Source organism: Amniculibacterium sp. G2-70, from assembly GCF_014353055.1.
Classification (GTDB): Bacteria; Bacteroidota; Bacteroidia; order Flavobacteriales; family Weeksellaceae; genus Amniculibacterium; species Amniculibacterium aquaticum.
Map to the genome: position 1 here is coordinate 2,328,393 of NZ_CP060698.1, position 17,090 is coordinate 2,345,482.

Genomic DNA, 17,090 nt, shown 5'->3' on the forward strand with positions numbered 1-17,090 from the left:
ACAATAAAAACGAATGCTTTAACAAGATTGAAAAAAAACTTGTAAATCAATCAAAGAATCAATGAACTAAAGCTGTCTGAACCCAATTGTTGACTTGGGGAAAAATGGGAGAATGATACAGGAAGTAGCGCTGAAAAAATCAAATGAAAACTGTCCTAGTCTTCTAATTGTTAATCAAAAAGAACGCCTCAGTAGAGGCGTTCATATTTAAATTACTATGCTTTCTTTTTGTTGCCACCACAGCAAGAACCATCAGCATTGCATGACTTCTTCTCATTAGATGTCGTGGAATTTTCATCAATCTTACAAGAAGGTTCTTTCTTCGATTTTGAAGTATTGGACTTTTTTTTCGATACAGAAGTTTTTTCTGCGTTTTTCACTTTTGGCTCTGTTTGTTGAGCATTTACATTTATAGTTAAAGTAAGCAATAATACAGCGATTATACTTTTCATATTTATTGTATTTAATTGTTAAAAAATTCTAGATATAACAAAACTCTCACTTCCTTATCTTTTGATAAATCTAGAGGGGTATAAAATTTAAATCTTAGATTTTAAATTGAAATTTAACATAAAATTTTGGAGGATGCCAAATATCACAATTTCCTAATAAAAGGTAACATTGATTTAAGCCAAAGTTATTTTTGCTTACTAAATTTGTTATTGAGTGACTCTGCTTTAATATATCAGAAATCAATATGTTTAATTTAAAACAACAAGTAAACGAAGAACAACTTTGCTCCTTGCACTTGTCTTTTTTCTTTTTAGCATTTGTAGGTTTTGAACAGGACTTAGCACATTGTTCAGATTAAAATTTTGCATAAACAATACTAACTGTCGGAGTGGCAATAAGACTTATTATATAAAAACTTGTTATAAACGCTAAAAATTTCATTTGACTGTAAAGATAGTAAATAAGATTTTAAGATACTTTAGTGATAAAGGAGCTCGGATTTAATTTTTTTTGATGGCAGTTGCTACAATGGTCTATTTCCTTTATAAAGCTTATAAAGCCATTGTATTTTTCAGACTCAAAGATAAATATATCTACTGTGCAATCGATTCTGAAATGGAGATCTTATTACGAAGGCTATGCTCCGTTGATTAGGATTTTGAGAACGCTCATTATAATTGATAAAAATCACATTGTTCAGAACATCGATATTTTTAGTAATTTGATATACTAAAGAATATTGCATCCTGCAGTTATTGTATTATCAATTGGTATTTATCAAACCCACCAAGACTATATTAAAGTCAAAAAAGAATATAAAGAAACCGAGGAGGTTCTACAACAATGTTCAGATCGCTATTATAAAGAAATAGCTATTTCGAAGTAAACAAAATATATTTGCAATGATTCTCAATCTATTTGGGTTTCCATTGTTATTAGTTTTTATCCCTTGTTATTTAGGGATTTTGAATAAGACTTGATGAAGTAATACTCATATAAAATAAACTATTCTTTAGGATTTTCAATCTTTAAAAATTTCAGCAACATTTAAATCCAATTGCTTACACAACTTTAATAGCGTAGAAAATTGAAAATCCTCTTTACCATTTTCCATGTCACTGATTTTAGAACGATCAACCTTCGCCTTATCAGCCAACTGTTCTTGTGTTAAACTCTTTTCAATTCTTTTATTCTTTAAAGCTTTACCTATTGCTTTATAGGTAGCTGTGAAATTATCACTCATTTTTTTTATTTTTTTTGTGGTTATATTGCCACATTTAATAATTATTACTATATTTGCTCAAGCGATTATAAAATATAACTGGTTAAAATTTAACCATGTAACGATGTTTCTCGTTCCGTAAAGTCCTATTAGCAGACGAGAGTATCGTGAAATCGCTCCATGTCGAAAAGTTTTCTACTTTTGCATACGGCATGCGAGCGGTCTTCACGCAAGCTTTCATTTGCAAACAATATTTTATTGTTAGGGTCGTAGGACACCCTCGGATTGAAAGTGTGAGACCGCTCCTTGCTTTTTGTGGCACAGCTATCTTACATTCACACATTGTTCCCGATATATATAAAACTATATTTATGAGAACGATCTTTTCAACGATTCTGCTTATTTGTCCACCAGAGTAGCTGGTGAGCATTGTAGAAAAAATTACTGCTCTATATATATCATTTTAGCCCAATAAAATTAGGTGAGGAATAAAAGCCCCACTAATATATATCCGACACACTCCGAAATTCCCTTAATAGTTAGAGGAAGCCAGACTACACTTTAAACTCACACTTTAAAAGTACTTGCTTTCTTTTAATTTTCCAAATTATTTTTCAGAACGAAGGGAATTTAATACAAAAGTACATTGCTAAATGGGAGAGCTGTTTTTATTTGTGGTAAAATATATTTCTCACTTATGACATTTTACAATGAGGTGTACAACTCATTGCGGCTTAACAGGCTTTAACGAAACACAATTTTCATTCATATTAATTTTTTATGATTGTTTGGGTAGGAGGTTTTCCACCACCACGGATGCCTCCACTCAAGCATATCATTTCAAGCAACAACTAAAACAGATATAAGACACAGATAATTTACAGCAACCCTTAGAAAAAGAAAAAGCCCTTTCCTCAGTTTGCAGACCACAGGAAAGAGCATAAGAGTCATTAATAATCATTAAAAACCTATTCAAAAATATGAAAAATATTTTTTGCAGGGGATCTATGTCCCTTACTTTTACACTTGTGGTGGCAACCACATCCTTTGCCCAGAACAAGTCTCTTAAAATTGGAGATTCCCTTCCTGAAAGTTTTTGGACAACACCTTTACAGGTTGTCAACCATCCTCAGAAAACCATCAATCTTTCAGAGGAAAAGAACAAATTAATACTGATTGATTTTTGGACGACTTGGTGCAGTGGCTGTCTGATGAGCCTCCCTAAAATTGAAGCCTTACAGCAAAAGTTTGGAAACAAAGTAAAAATACTTCCTGTAAGCAGTCAGGATAAAGCTGCTTTGGATAAATTCTTCTCTTCATCCAATGGAAAGAAGTACAAAAGTATGACGTCTACGTATGAAGACAAAAAGCTTCACGAACTATTCCCACACGCAGGTGTTCCATTCATCATTTGGATAAAAGATGGAAAACTATTCAACTCCACCGATGCAGGACAGCTTACTGAACAGACTATCACTGAAGTTTTGAACGGTGATAAGTCGTCTTTGCAGACCATTATCCAAATGGACAGAGCAAGACCATTGATGCTTTCAGAAGATTACGACCGTCAAAGAAATGTCGAACTCCTCAATTATTCATTTTTTGCCAAAGGACAAATCCCTGATATTGGTGCAGGAGGAACGTATCGCAAAACAGCATCAGGCAAAATTCACGGAAGACAGTTTACCAATCTGTCATTATGGGATATATATTATCCTATAGGATACGAGCTTATCAAACAGCAAGATAAAATATCTTTCACGGAAAAAAGGATAATTATCGATGTCAAGGAACCTAAACAATTAATGTCGATAGAAAAAGCAGACGGCTCAAATGATGGAGCAAACCTTTATAATTACGAATTCATTATCCCAGAACAAAAGTCTGATTCTCTATACAATTATATGCTTGAAGATTTGAATCGTTATTCCGGCTATACCGTGACCCTTGAGAAAAGACCTGTACAATGTTTTGTATTAGTAAGAACAAGCACGAAAGACAAACTGGCAACCAAAGGAGGAGAAAAACGCTCCACATTTCCACAAACCCCATCCATCCTTAAAAATGTACCTCTTAAAAATATGGTCAATATGCTCAACGGCGAGATTCCCATCAAGGAATTGTTTATCGATGAGACAGGATACACAGGGAATGTAGACCTGGAGGTTTCGGGAGTCAAAGATATTGCCACCTTAAAAAAAGAGCTTCAGAAATACGACCTTGACCTGATACCTCAAGAGCGTCAGGTTTTGATGATGGTCATCAAAGACTCGCGGAAATAAACATTCCCACGCATGAACAATCATTGAATTTACATTAATGCAAAACTATATCAGACTATGAAGAAATTATTAGTGCTTCCCGTCCTATGCTATTGTGTGCCAATAATGGCACAGCAGATGTTCACGGGAAGCGTTATCGACGAAACAACCCGCTTACCCGTATCAGGCGCAACCATCGCCATTCAAAACTCAAAAATGGTTACGACTACGGACAGATATGGAAACTTCAGTCTTACCACCAATAACAAAAAGATTAATCTTGTGATACTTGGAAGAGGTTATGAAGAACAGATCATTGTTTTGGAGCTTCCTTTAAAAGAACCCTTAAAAATCAATCTCTCTGAAAAGGTAGCCCAAATTGATGAGGTAGTACTTACAACAGGTTATCAGAAAATCCCTAAAGAACGTTCCACTGGTTCTTTTTCATCGGTGAGTAATTCAGCCTTAAATACACAGGTTTCCACCAATATCCTTGACCGTTTAGCTGCCACAGCTAATGGAATCGTCATCAACAAAGGGACATCTCAAGGCGGATCACAAATTATGGTCAGAGGTCTGAGTACGATTCAGGGACCTAAATCGCCTTTGATTGTGGTTGATAACTTTCCCTACGATGGTGATATCAGCAATATTGACCCCAACATTGTTGAAAGCATTACCGTTCTCAAAGATGCCGCCGCTTCGAGCATCTGGGGAGCAAGAGCCGCCAACGGTGTAATTGTTATAACTACCAAAACGGCAAAATACAATCAGCCTGTGACGGTTAATTTCAACACTTACTTAATGACCAGTCCCAAGCCTGATTTTAATTATCTGAAAACAATGTCAAGTGCAGACTTCATTGATGTTGAACAGGAACTATTCAAGAAGAATTTTTACAACACCGATATCAATTCCACAAGTCATCCTGTATTATCTCCAGTGGTTGACCTTCTGAACAAGGAAAAGAAAGGACTGCTTTCACCTGAATATGTAAGAAACGAAATAGAACGCCTGAAGACGATTGATTCCCGTGACCAATACCGTAAGTATATGTACCAGCCTTTGGAGAACAGGCAGTATTCACTGAGTATGGCGGGTGGTGCTCCTCAGTTTTCTTGGACTTCATCTTTAGGGTACGATGACAATACCGGAAACTTAGGAGAAAAATACGAACGTGTAAACCTCCGCTTTCAGAATACCTGGCAACCTCTAAAGAACCTTACACTGAATACAGGAATCTTTTTCACGCACTCAGCAACTCAAAGCGGACGCAGTGCCTTTGGAAGTATTATTATGAAAACCAATGCTGTTCCCTATATGGAAATGGCAGACGCATTCGGAAATCCGTTAGCAGTTTCAAAATCTTATGAGCAGGGTTATAAATCAGCATTAGGCAACGGGAAATTATTGGACTGGAATTATTATCCGCTAAACGATTGGGAGCACAATACAGCCAAAAGCAAAAGCTCGGAGATCATTCTCAACGCAGGATTGAACTATAAACTACTAAAAGGATTGGATGTTGATATTAAATATCAGTATCAGATAACCGCAGGACTTTCCAATACAATGTATGTTGAGGGAAGTTACTTTGTAAGAGATTATGTAAATAGGTTCACAGTCATTAATTCCGATGGCAGTCTGACCTACAATGTACCCAAAGGTGCAATACTGGATAAGACCAACTCGCAATTGCACATCAACAATTTTCGAGGACAGCTCAATTTCAACAGAGGTTTTGGCAAACATCAGGTGTCGGCTATTTTGGGAAGTGAAGTAAGAGATTCCAATTCACAGTCGAGCAATAATCGATATTATGGTTATGACCCCAACAATCTTTCCTTTGGAATGGTCGACCTCAGCAAGAGATTCCCAATCATTGCAGGAGGTACAGCTTTTATCGATAATCTGAATTCTTTGAGAGAATCGACCAATCGTTTTGTATCAGTCTATGGCAATGCAGCCTACACCTATGATAACCGATATACCATATCGGGAAGCGCCCGTCGTGATGCCAGCAACTTGTTCGGTCTAAAAACCAATGACCAATGGAATCCCTTTTGGTCGGCAGGACTTTCGTGGAATGTAGCCAATGAGAAATTTTATGCTATAAGCTGGCTTCCGAATCTGAAGCTAAGAGGTTCTTATGGTTTCAATGGAAATATCAATCCTGCAATGGTTGCCGTAACAACAATGGCATTACTCGGTGTTTCAACATACACGCAGGAGCAGATGGCGAGATTTGACAATTACTACAATCCCCAACTTCGGTGGGAAACGGTCAGAATGATCAATGCAGGATTGGATTTTGCAACCAAAAACAACAGAATCTCAGGTTCTGTGGAGTATTTCCAGAAAAAAGGAGAAAATCTTTTCGGACAGGTTCCGTTGGACTATACTATTGGAATAAGCAGTCTTGTATGGAATGTTGCAGGAATAGAAGGAAAAGGTGTTGATGTTGAACTTAAGACCATCAATATCAACAAATCTTTTAGATGGTTGACCACACTTAACTTCAGTACCTACAAAGATAAAGTGACGAAATACTATCCGAGCAGTACGATGGCAAGGAACTTCGTACTTGCTTCTGTTCCCATATCTGGAATTGAAGGCTTGCCTGTCTATTCTATTTTTGGCTATCAATGGGCAGGGCTTGATCCCCAGACGGGTGACCCAAGAGGTTATCTTAATGGAGAGGTCAGTAAAGATTACGCCAATATAATGGGAGGTGATGTCAAAGATCTGCAGTATTTCGGTTCTGCTGTACCTACTGTTTATGGTTCTTTCACGAATACATTTGTTTACAAGCAATTAAGCCTTGATGTAGGAATTACTTATAAACTGGGGTATTATTTCAGAAAACCATCCATTAACTACACGAGCTTATTCAGGGAATGGAACGGTCACAGCGATTATGAACAAAGATGGCAGAAACCGGGTGATGAAGCTTTTACCAATGTGCCTTCCAACCTTTATCAGACAAATTCCAACAGAGATGCATTCTATGCAGGTTCGGCTGCTCTCATTGAAAAAGGCGACCACGTTCGTCTGCAGTACATCAATCTTGCATATGAGATCAGCAAAAGACAATGGCAAAGTTTGCCGCTCAAAAGTCTTCAACTGTATGCCAATGTGAGTAATCTCGGAATACTCTGGCAAGAGAGCAAAAGTGGAATCGACCCTGATTTCAATTTGGGAAACAATACCTTAAAACCTCCTATGACCTTTACCTTAGGATTAAAAGCTAAATTTTAAAATGGATAGATATGAGAAAAACTAAAATACTTTTAATATCATTATCATTAATTCTGATTTCCTTTGGATGCAGTGATTTTTTAGACGAGAAGTCTGACCTGAAATTGGCGACTCCAGACAGATTGGAGGACAACCAGATGCTTCTGAACAATTATGGTTTCCTCAATGTGGAGTTTGCTTCAAGTGGAGAAACGAGTTCGGATGACTACTATCTTACAGATGCTGATTATGATGGCTTAAGCTTCGAAGAATCCAAACGTCTTTACACCTGGATGCCGGATATTGTAGCCCCTCCCATTGAATCAGGAAACGATTGGTCTACCTGCTATAGAAGTATCTATATCTGCAATGCCGTTTTGTTCAATATGCAGGATAAGAATTTTACAGGTGAGCAGGCAGACAATATCAGAGGACAGGCGTTGGCACTTCGTGCTTTCCGATATCTGGATGCCGCTCAGATATGGTGTAAGGCTTACAATCCTCAGACTGCTGGAACAGATTTAGGGCTTCCACTAAGACTTGACCCTGATATGAATATTCCATCGGTACGTTCAACAGTCAAGCAGACCTATGACCAGATCATCAGTGACCTGCAAACTGCAATACCACTGCTATTACCAAAACAGATTTCAGGGATGCGCATATCAAGAGCGGCTGCTTATGGTTTGTTGGCTCGCACTTATCTTTTTATGGGAGATTATACCAACGCGCTACATAATACTCAGCAGGCACTCAGTATCAATAATGACCTGATGGATTTTAATACGCTGAATCCCAATGATGATTATCCCATTGAGGAAATGAATAAGGAAGTCCTTTTGTGGACAGCTATAGCCTACGAATCTCACTTAATGCCAGCTAAGATTCCAGACAATATTTATCAGATGTATGATAATGATGACTTACGCAAAACCGTGTTTTTTAATAAGAATGCAGATAATGAAGTTTTATTCAAAGGGTATTACAACAATGTCAATGGGCCGATAGTGAGCGTGGCAACTGATGAACTGTATTTGATGGCTGCCGAATGCAATGCAAGACTGAACAAGATTCAGGAAGGTATGGGTTATCTCAATAACCTGCTTGTCAAAAGATGGAAAACAGGAACTTTTGTTCCGATAACAGTCGGCTCACAAATAGATGCTCTGAATATTATTTTAAAGGAAAGAAGAAAAGAGCTTTTGATTCGTGGACTAAGATGGTCTGATTTAAAAAGATACAATCGTGACGGGGCAAATATTACATTGACAAGAACGGTTAATGGGCAAAGCTACACTTTACCTCCCAATGATCTGCGATATGCCATTGCTATTCCTGAAGATATTATTTCGCTTACGGGGATGCCACAAAATCCAAGATAAAATAATAGGGTTGACAAATTATTGTCAACCCTACTTTTTAATACTGATTGAAAGGACTATTATTGTCTTCTTTCACTTGGATGAATAGCAAGGACCTGCGCATTGGTCATTCCTCCAATCACGTCAACCAAGTCTTGCCCTTCAGGAACTGCAATTGTACAAGGTTTGTTTCCTGTTGTAAGACAAGATGAACCTGCTCCTTCTGCCCAGTTGGCTACATTAGCGAATGCACCTGCAGAAGTACTGGTACTATTGTAATAGAACTGTTTGTCGGCTGCTTTTTTTTCTACGATTTTAAACGACATAAGAGCACCTGTAAACATAATGGCAGCTATCGCTACTGCGTTGATTTTCAAAAATTGATTAATTTTCATTGTTATGGTCTTTTTATACATCAAAAAAGATTACCTTAAAAACTTTAGAAACCTGTCTGAGAAGTACGAAGAGTAGGTTGAAAAATTAATTATACCCATAGATTAACAAATCTTGTCGTACCAAAATATCCCATTCTACATATTCCCAAACAAATTTTTGTTGATAAATTCATTTTAAAAATCTTGATTGTTAAACAGCTTTCAGCTGTCTAATTTTAAGGTTAAACATTAATAACAAATTCCAATCATAAACATCCGTAAACAATTACGGTAACATACTCACTCAGCAGGCCTGCTGTATCTTAGATTTAAACCTAAAGCAATAACAGAAAGAATAACACAGCCTATATTAAAATACAGATGCTGATGCCAGCTCATTTTCTCCAAAATTCCTCCACAGGAACAAGGAAGATTATCGCTTGTACTTATTATTAAAGCTATATATCCTGTGAAGACGAGCATCAAAATAAGACTACCAATCAGTCCTATATTTCTTGTTTTTCGATAGCATAATAATCCTGCAATGAAAAACTCAGCAATGATTATGGTGTAGGGAAGGAACTGCGAAAACCTATTCAACAAAGGAGATTCTGAAATCCGAGTTTGAAATTCATCAAAATCCATTAGTTTACCCATTGCTGCATAACAAAACAGCAGTATAAAAAAGTAGCTGATGAATTCTATTATTCCTGTTTTAAAAGTTTTCATAATATTAGTTTTTATCCTTTTCTAACTAAAATCCATTTTACGTTTTTCCCGCAGTAGGTGGGCATTACTTCGCCTTTTGAAACGTAAACTACAGTGCTTATTCTTCCTTCAATCTCCCATTCTCCACTTTCGGTACATTTCTTTCCGGTGCTTAAGATCACTTTCTGATTTTCCATTTTTTGAAACTGTTCAGTTTAGTAGAGGTCATATTTATCAGATCGTATCCTGCACTATCCTCCAGTGCTGCTTATCTTTTTTAGGCTCATCGTCATCACCCGTCTTAAAATTATTGGAGCCATTTGTTTCTGAGGATCCGTCTGCATTCTTTGAAGATTCTTTATTGTTTGGAATTTCAATGCTTTGTTGTTTCTGTTCTGTTATTTCAGAGACAGAATCGGTTCTTTCACAAGACTGCATTAAGAATGCAGCTGTTAGACTTAAAAGTGAGATATACTTTTTCATTTTTTTTATAATGGTTTTAAAAGTTATCCCGGCCGGTTGTTGATATTGATTAGAATTCTGATGTCGAAATTAGGAGGGTTAGGGAATTAAAAAAAACTATTGTTGCATCAATTGATACATTCAATGTAATTATTGATCAATTCTACCAACAAAAAAAAATGATTGTAATGTATTGAAAATCAGTTTTTTTGTTATCATTTGAAATATTGAACGGGCTCTTAATTGCGAGTTTTTCATTAAATTTGCAAATATCTTATCATAATGTATTATTGTAGTAGAATTTTACCAATGTTGTTTACTTTGTTTGTGCTTATGACACAAGGTCAAGAGATACAGCAACAATCTTACAAGGAGATCTCCCGATTGATAGATTCATACTCAGAGAATGACGAAAGAGCAATGGTTTTTGTAAAAATGTACATTGACAAAGCAAAAAATGACCATAACCTTAAAAAACAGATCCGAGGTTACGAAGAAGCTATCTACTACAGCAAAGAAACCGGCAGGAAATTATCTTACGCTGACAGTGCCATTACCTCTGCATCAAAATTAAACGACCAGGATCAGATCGCAAGAGCCTACGCAGGAAAAGGAATTATTTATTACTATAATCTAAGACAATATAAAAAAGCTTTAAAAGAATATTTAATAGCATTCAAATATTCAAAAAATTCAAAAGATGGTTACCTTAAGAATAAGATCATCTATCATTTGGGAATGATCAAAAGCTATTTGGGATACTATAAATATGCAGCCGTACATTTTGAAGAGACAGCTGATTTTTTTGAAAAAAATGCCAAAGAGAGTTTAGATAGGAACATCAGGTTCAATAATGAATCAGGTTATTATAACAGTATTTATCGCTTAAGCACTTGTTATAGAAATCTAAAATTATATAATAAGGAAGACTCCCTCATAAATATTGGGCTAGAAAAACTTCATAACAACAGCGAGCAAGTGATTGAGTTTGGGTACTTCCAGAAAGGAAGGGGAGTGCAGTTACTTAGAAAGGGAAGAGCAGATGAAGCATTGAAGCACTTTAAAGTGTCTCAAGATATTCTAAGCAGTAATCAGGATTACGCTTCATTGACGAGCGTCTATTTTTATATAGGGAAACTATATAGATCAAAGGGAAACAGAGCTGAATCGTTAAAATATTTTAATAAAGTTGATTCGCTGGTCAATAAATTTTGGTTTATTACCCCTGAGATCAGATCAACTTATCTGTATCTGATTGATGATGCTAAAAAAAATAGGAATTCTGAACGGAAGATGTACTACTCTGAAAAGTTGTTAAAGGCCGACTCCATTATTAATGCTGACTTTGTGATGCTCACGGACAAAATTTATAGCGAGTATGATACAGACAATTTAATAGAAGAGAAGAAGCAGATGATCAGAGGTCATCAAGTTATTTTATATTCTTTCATTGGTGCGGGACTGGTAATATTGTTTTTTTTAATTTGGAGGTTCAGGAAAAGAGAAAAAGAATTGAATGCCAGGTATCAGGAAGTGCTTGAAAAATTAAATAGCTCAAAAGAAACCATTAGTTTCGACGTCATACCACCCGCTTCATCTGATGAAGACAATTTAGACTTATACAGTTCAGAAATTATCGAAGACATCAAAACAAATCTAAAGATTTTTGAAGACGAAAAACAATTTCTTCAGCCGAATTTAACACTTGAAATTGTTGGCAAAATGATTGGAAGCAACCGCACCCATTTATCATATGTACTCAATGTACACTTTGATGTAACATTTCCAACATATCTTAAAGCTTTAAGAATCAGATATATCACCAATTTGCTTGTAGAGGATACTAAATATCTTAGTTATAAAATTGAAACACTCGCCAAAATATGCGGGATGGCGAACAGGCAGATCTTCTCAGCACACTTTCTTGAGATCAACAGTATCAGGCCTAGAGATTTTATCAGAATGAGACAGGAAGAATTAAAGAAGACCTGACTTTTTTATTTTTTAGCCCGATTTTTACGTTAACAATAAATTGAAAAACGTATGAACGGACAAAATTTTAAAAAAAAAGTTGATCAACTTTGGAAAGATCTTTCAACAGCAGTAGATCAAATCAACAGAAGTGAGAATGATATTGTGATTCGCACAGAAGAAATTCTGATGGAAACAGACGCTTCTATAAGACAATTGAAAGACCTATTGCGCCAATATCAGTTTCCGGACTGGAGTAATGAAATATATTTCTTTAAAAACACCAAACCACAGTTCGTAGCAGTATATATCTACTATTCCAAAGTTTTAGCCATTGAAGCCTCAAAACCCTACGCAGATTCGCAAGCGTTAAGATCGTATTATGAAAACGAGAGATCCAATCTTTTATATTTCTATAATGAGCAAAGGGACTTCATCAGTTATTATCGTCGTAAATCGACATATCTTGACAAAAAATATTTCGTTCGGTTCAAATTTGATTTTAAGTTGAAGCTCAGTCCGGAACTGTACAGTTATGATGAGGAATTTTCCACATCTCACGACCATATTGTATCCCAAATTATAGCAAATGATCTTTTAGAACAATATTTAACAAATAAAATTGATTCAAAAGAGAGTAGAGAAAACTCTATTAACCATATTAAGAATCTGGAATGGACGGCTCCGAAAGTTGCCCTTATTGAGTTGTTGTATGCAGTTCATCAAACGAAGTGCTTTAATGGAGGTCATTCAGATCTTGCGGAAATATTCCGCTGGGCAGAAAATTCACTAAATATTGGTCTAGGGAATTATCACAAAACATTCAGTGAAATACGGTTAAGAAAAACGGATAGAACAAAATTTTTGTCATTGCTTCAGCATAATTTTAATCAGTATTTGGATGACTTAGACCTGTAGGAGAACTAGTTTCTACACAAAATTCTCCAATTTCAAATAGGATCATATTCTATTTTTACCAGTAATAACATATAACACCTTAAGCTGTTTTAATATCGACGGTCTGTCGCTTCAGAGCTATTATCGTTTATAATTCTAACGATTGACCTATGAAAATAGTGTTTTACAGGAATTGTAATTGTAAATCTTTCGGTAGTATCGATGAGCTACCGAAAGATCTTCTTTGCGATTTACTAATAAAGCAGCTTTATACACAACATTACCAACGAGATTGCTATTAAGACTGTAGTTAAAAGTTTTTCAAGCTAATTTGAATTCGATCAAGATAATTCTTAAAAATGTTGTGAAAACTATAGTCTTAATGGCAAGAAATAAAAAATTTATATAAATATTGAATGATAATCTAATAAAAGTGTTGCTTATCGCAATGCATTGTATGTTTTTTTCACAATTTCAAAAAAAAACAGTTTAATCACCATTAACCATTGATCTAAAACTCCATACTCAAAGGATGTATAAGAGAATCTTTCGGTAGTACCGAGAAACTACCGAAAGATATTAAGCGTGATTTTGAAATTTTGTCAAACAAAATAATTGACAAATGGCAATATCTATTATCACCAAGGAGGATCTTCAGCAATTTAAAATTGAATTGCTGGAAGCTATCAAAGAACTATTACAAGGTAATACTACAGAACAAAAATTGTGGCTTCGCACCTCTGAGGTCAAGAAGATGCTTAATATCTCTTCAGGCACATTACAAAACCTAAGAATTAATGGTACACTATCTTATAGTAAAATTGGAGGGACGTTGTATTACAATTACAAGGATATTGAGAAACTATTGAAAGATTTCAAACATTAATTGATAGTCAACAGTTATGAAGCAATCTAAAAATATCATCAGTTTCTTTGGCTCTTTTATTCAGGACAGCCGGATGTATCCTTCACATATCAGCTTATATGTTTCGCTTTTCCAATTGTGGAGTTCGAACAAATTTCAAAATCCCTTTCGTATCTGTCGCGAAGAATTAATGAAGCTAAGTAAAATTAAATCTTTTGCGACCTACCATAAATGTATTAATGAGATACATAATGCCGGATTTATTAATTATTCGCCGAGCTACAATTCTTACGAAGGAAGCTCGATTGAAATTATTGATTTTGAAACTGTAGATAAGAACAAAAATGAAATAAGCTTGGAAGAAAAAAACCTACAAGAGGAAAAAATTAATTTTTCAATACCGATGCTTTATGAGATTGAAATGTATTTCAATGAACGGGATGTAGTATCTGAAGAAGCGTACCAATTTTATTCATTGTATCAATCTAAGGATTGGAGATTGACAAATAGTAATCCAATGAAATGCTGGAAATCAGCTGCAAGAAATTGGATTTCTAAAATCAAAAACATTAATCAAAACCAGAATCTATGAAAGTGATTAATCTTAAAACCCCAATCTGCGATTTGACTGTTGGAGAATTCTTAGAAATATTAAAGAATGTGGTAGCAGAACAGAAATACGAATACGGGCTAAAAGGGTTAGCTAAAATTCTTGGATGCTCAATTTCAAAAGCTTCTGAAATAAAATCTTCGGGAATTTTGGATAAGGCGATTATTCAAAAGGGCAATATAATCATCATTGATAAGGAAAAGGCTTTGAAGCTTTTTGCGCAGAAGTAAGAGATGTATTACCTAGAATTAATACAACGGTTTTGGGACTTTAATCGGATTGCCAAAATAAGTCCTACTGAGATTGCTGTGTATTTGTATCTGCTTAAAATTGGTTATGAAAAGGACCGCTATGATTTTAAAACCTCTGATGTAGAATTAGCAAAAGAGTTGGGCTTGACCAGAGTTACCATCAAATCTTCAAAAGAGAAGCTCAAAAATAGAGGATTAATACAATTTCAGACCAGCAATGGGCTTCCTTGTTACTACCGTTTGCTATTAGACTATTCTTTTCAGACTGAACCGGAAACAAAAGAAGAAAAAAAAGGCACTGACACTGAAAATCTCCTAGAAGCGGCATCTTTAGAAATTTCTCCGATAATTGAAGACGTAGCCAATGAAAGTAGCATAATCCCTTCTTTGCAGGAATTTATGAGTTATGCAAAGGCATTGGAAAGCTACGAATCTCAATTGGATTTTTCCATTGAAAAAAAATATAAAAGCTGGGTAGATAAAGGATGGAAAAATGCATTTAATCGTCCAATCAGTAATTGGAAAGCAACACTAAAAAGTGCACTGCCTTATATGAATAATTCAAATGTAGACAATCCAATTTCACTAAAAGACATTCCAAATATAAAGCACCCCTAACTCAGAATTAATAATCATTAAATCAAATTTCAAAAAGTAATGAGTAAAAAAGAAGTTACAATATCCGATTTAAAACCTGGACAAAAGGTTTGTATCAATGGTATGCTTGCAGAATATAAAGGCATCCAAAAAGTGCGAATTTTCAATTTGGGTAAAGCTGACAAAAGAGTTTTTAAAGGAGAAGAAGTTAATATTTTTAAATATTACAGCTTAGCTGATGGCTCGAAAACGCTTAAAAGTGAAAAAATTAAATTGATTTAGTCCTGCCAGTCAATTTGAAATATAGTTAGATTAAATCATAAAATATCTTAAACAATAGAATGGCTAATCCAGATAAGGATTTTCGATTAATCCGTAACAAATTTGAAATCAAGAATGAAATCGTTCAGGAAAGAATACGGGTTGGAAATCGTTTTGTTGATGATTTTATTTTCGATGATAACGAAGCTGCGGATATTCCAATTAATGCGTTACGTGTTATTTTCAATATTATTTCAATTATCAGCAATGAACAGTTTCGTCCGGAAGACCGACCTAAGCAACTATCGCTTTTTGATGAAGAGTTTGAAACGGATAACAATATTTTTGCTTCCATTAGAATAAGAAACAGTAAAATTTCACCAAGTGGTTCAACACAACAGGTCGTTGATGCATATGAGTTTCTTGCACGATTCAAAATGGGTTGGTATAAATCTTTGAACTCGAAAGGGAAAGAAATTAAAACTTTCGGTGGATTGATTTCTGCACCCAGTTATGACAAACGAGGTTATACTACATTTTTAGTCAGCAGTTATTGGCTTAAGCAGCTGTTAGTCATTCCTGAATACAACTACATTTTATATAATTTGGTTTACAGTGTAAGAAACAATAAGCATATTATTTTTGCCATCTGGCTTTCAAAAATACCTGAAAGTGGAACAGTTCTAAAGTTATCGACATTGAACAAAAAATTTGGACTTAACTATAAAACAGCCAATGATTTCTGTTTTAAGTTTCTAAAACTTGCAAGAATCAGCTTGGATAAATATAATAGTTTGTCTTTCAACTACCAGTACAAAGGGGATTCTATCTTTATATTTCCTTACAAAACCAAAATGAGTTCAGATGTTTTAATGTCCGAAAACTCAAAAAAAACACCTAAAATCACTAAAAGATTAAGCTATTTCCGGAAAAGATTTGGCTTACAGGAAAATGAAATGAATCAATTCTTTCATCAATACAGAAATATTCCCCAAACCCGAATATTAATAGAGAAAGCTTTTACTAGGTTCATTAAAATCTGCAGATTAAAAAAAATACAGTCTGTCACATTTCGGGGGATAGCCTTTTTACAGGAAATTCAGAAGCTTGTTATAGAAATATATCAGGAGAGTAGAACTGGAAAATTAATTCCCAATGGTTATCCGATAATACTGTGAATTCGGAATTGCGCTCATTCTGATTTCGGAATTGCGGTAGCTGAAGTTAAAAAAATCTTAAAATATGAAATTTTCAGTTATTGTTTTCGGAATTGCGCTCATTCCAAAATATTAAATACCACTAAAAGTGATAGCTAATCATAAAATCGTGAAGAACTGCGAGAATTTATAAGCAATTAAAAAAGGCATTTCGGAATTGCACTCATTCCAAAATGTGGGTTTTCTCGGAATTGCGCTCATTTCGATTTCGGAATTGTACTCATTTTAAATTCGGAATTGCACTCATTCGAAAAATACTTGAAATCCTTTGTGGTAAGACGATATAGCGATTTACTAAAAGTATATTAAAAGATGATAAAAGGTTTTTTTTATCTAAAAGGAA

The 17,090-nt window shown here is 34.9% G+C and carries 17 protein-coding genes; 11 read left to right on the plus strand and 6 right to left on the minus strand.

Features of this window, described 5'->3' with window-relative positions; genetic code table 11:
* Positions 1-215: 215 nt before the first annotated feature.
* Complete coding sequence (locus H9Q20_RS10725) at positions 216-452, minus strand: hypothetical protein (protein WP_123870279.1); 237 nt, start codon at positions 450-452, stop codon at positions 216-218.
* Between the two features lie 1,022 nt (positions 453-1,474).
* Complete coding sequence (locus tag H9Q20_RS10730; RefSeq protein ID WP_123870280.1) at positions 1,475-1,696, minus strand: helix-turn-helix domain-containing protein; 222 nt, start codon at positions 1,694-1,696, stop codon at positions 1,475-1,477.
* Between the two features lie 959 nt (positions 1,697-2,655).
* Between H9Q20_RS10730 and H9Q20_RS10735 the strand changes: the two genes are divergently transcribed.
* The 3 genes from H9Q20_RS10735 to H9Q20_RS10745 are packed head-to-tail and all read left to right on the plus strand — an operon-like array spanning position 2,656 to position 8,555.
* Complete coding sequence (locus H9Q20_RS10735) at positions 2,656-3,957, plus strand: TlpA family protein disulfide reductase (RefSeq protein WP_123870281.1); 1,302 nt, start codon at positions 2,656-2,658, stop codon at positions 3,955-3,957.
* Between the two features lie 57 nt (positions 3,958-4,014).
* Positions 4,015-7,194: a SusC/RagA family TonB-linked outer membrane protein gene (locus H9Q20_RS10740; protein WP_123870282.1), complete on the plus strand. Its 3,180-nt coding sequence runs from the start codon at positions 4,015-4,017 to the stop codon at positions 7,192-7,194.
* 11 nt (positions 7,195-7,205) lie between these two features.
* Complete coding sequence (locus H9Q20_RS10745) at positions 7,206-8,555, plus strand: RagB/SusD family nutrient uptake outer membrane protein (protein WP_123870283.1); 1,350 nt, start codon at positions 7,206-7,208, stop codon at positions 8,553-8,555.
* 59 nt (positions 8,556-8,614) lie between these two features.
* Here the strand turns inward: H9Q20_RS10745 and H9Q20_RS10750 are convergent, their stop codons facing one another.
* The 4 genes from H9Q20_RS10750 to H9Q20_RS10765 form a co-directional block, all read right to left on the minus strand.
* Complete coding sequence (locus tag H9Q20_RS10750; protein WP_187477697.1) at positions 8,615-8,911, minus strand: hypothetical protein; 297 nt, start codon at positions 8,909-8,911, stop codon at positions 8,615-8,617.
* A 297-nt stretch (positions 8,912-9,208) separates the two neighbouring features.
* Positions 9,209-9,637: a MauE/DoxX family redox-associated membrane protein gene (locus tag H9Q20_RS10755; protein WP_123870285.1), complete on the minus strand. Its 429-nt coding sequence runs from the start codon at positions 9,635-9,637 to the stop codon at positions 9,209-9,211.
* Positions 9,638-9,648: 11 nt separating this feature from the next.
* Positions 9,649-9,813, minus strand: a complete 165-nt coding sequence (locus tag H9Q20_RS10760) for a hypothetical protein (RefSeq protein ID WP_164466435.1) — start codon at positions 9,811-9,813, stop codon at positions 9,649-9,651.
* Positions 9,814-9,850: 37 nt separating this feature from the next.
* On the minus strand, positions 9,851-10,099 hold the full coding sequence (locus H9Q20_RS10765) for a hypothetical protein (RefSeq protein ID WP_123870286.1): 249 nt from the start codon (positions 10,097-10,099) through the stop codon (positions 9,851-9,853).
* 414 nt (positions 10,100-10,513) lie between these two features.
* Between H9Q20_RS10765 and H9Q20_RS10770 the strand changes: the two genes are divergently transcribed.
* From H9Q20_RS10770 to H9Q20_RS10805, 8 genes are all read left to right on the plus strand, one after another.
* Positions 10,514-12,070 carry a helix-turn-helix transcriptional regulator gene (locus H9Q20_RS10770; RefSeq protein ID WP_187477698.1) on the plus strand — a complete coding sequence of 519 codons (1,557 nt, stop codon included), beginning with the start codon at positions 10,514-10,516 and terminating at the stop codon, positions 12,068-12,070.
* A 51-nt stretch (positions 12,071-12,121) separates the two neighbouring features.
* Positions 12,122-12,967 carry an RteC domain-containing protein gene (locus H9Q20_RS10775; protein WP_187477699.1) on the plus strand — a complete coding sequence of 282 codons (846 nt, stop codon included), beginning with the start codon at positions 12,122-12,124 and terminating at the stop codon, positions 12,965-12,967.
* Between the two features lie 601 nt (positions 12,968-13,568).
* Positions 13,569-13,832 carry a helix-turn-helix domain-containing protein gene (locus H9Q20_RS10780; RefSeq protein WP_123870289.1) on the plus strand — a complete coding sequence of 88 codons (264 nt, stop codon included), beginning with the start codon at positions 13,569-13,571 and terminating at the stop codon, positions 13,830-13,832.
* A gap of 16 nt (positions 13,833-13,848) precedes the next feature.
* Entirely contained in the window at positions 13,849-14,403 is a 555-nt protein-coding gene (locus H9Q20_RS10785) for a hypothetical protein (RefSeq protein WP_123870290.1), read from the plus strand.
* Positions 14,400-14,651, plus strand: coding sequence for a DUF3853 family protein (locus H9Q20_RS10790; RefSeq protein WP_123870291.1), 252 nt, complete (start codon positions 14,400-14,402; stop codon positions 14,649-14,651). Before H9Q20_RS10785 ends, H9Q20_RS10790 begins: the two co-directional genes overlap by 4 nt.
* Positions 14,652-14,654: 3 nt before the next feature.
* A complete protein-coding gene (locus H9Q20_RS10795; RefSeq protein WP_123870292.1) occupies positions 14,655-15,290 on the plus strand; it encodes a hypothetical protein in 636 nt (211 codons plus the stop codon).
* Between the two features lie 39 nt (positions 15,291-15,329).
* Positions 15,330-15,551 carry a hypothetical protein gene (locus tag H9Q20_RS10800; protein WP_123870293.1) on the plus strand — a complete coding sequence of 74 codons (222 nt, stop codon included), beginning with the start codon at positions 15,330-15,332 and terminating at the stop codon, positions 15,549-15,551.
* A gap of 59 nt (positions 15,552-15,610) precedes the next feature.
* Positions 15,611-16,708 (plus strand): hypothetical protein, encoded by a 1,098-nt coding sequence (locus tag H9Q20_RS10805; RefSeq protein ID WP_123870294.1) that lies wholly within the window; start codon positions 15,611-15,613, stop codon positions 16,706-16,708.
* Positions 16,709-17,090: the final 382 nt, after the last annotated feature.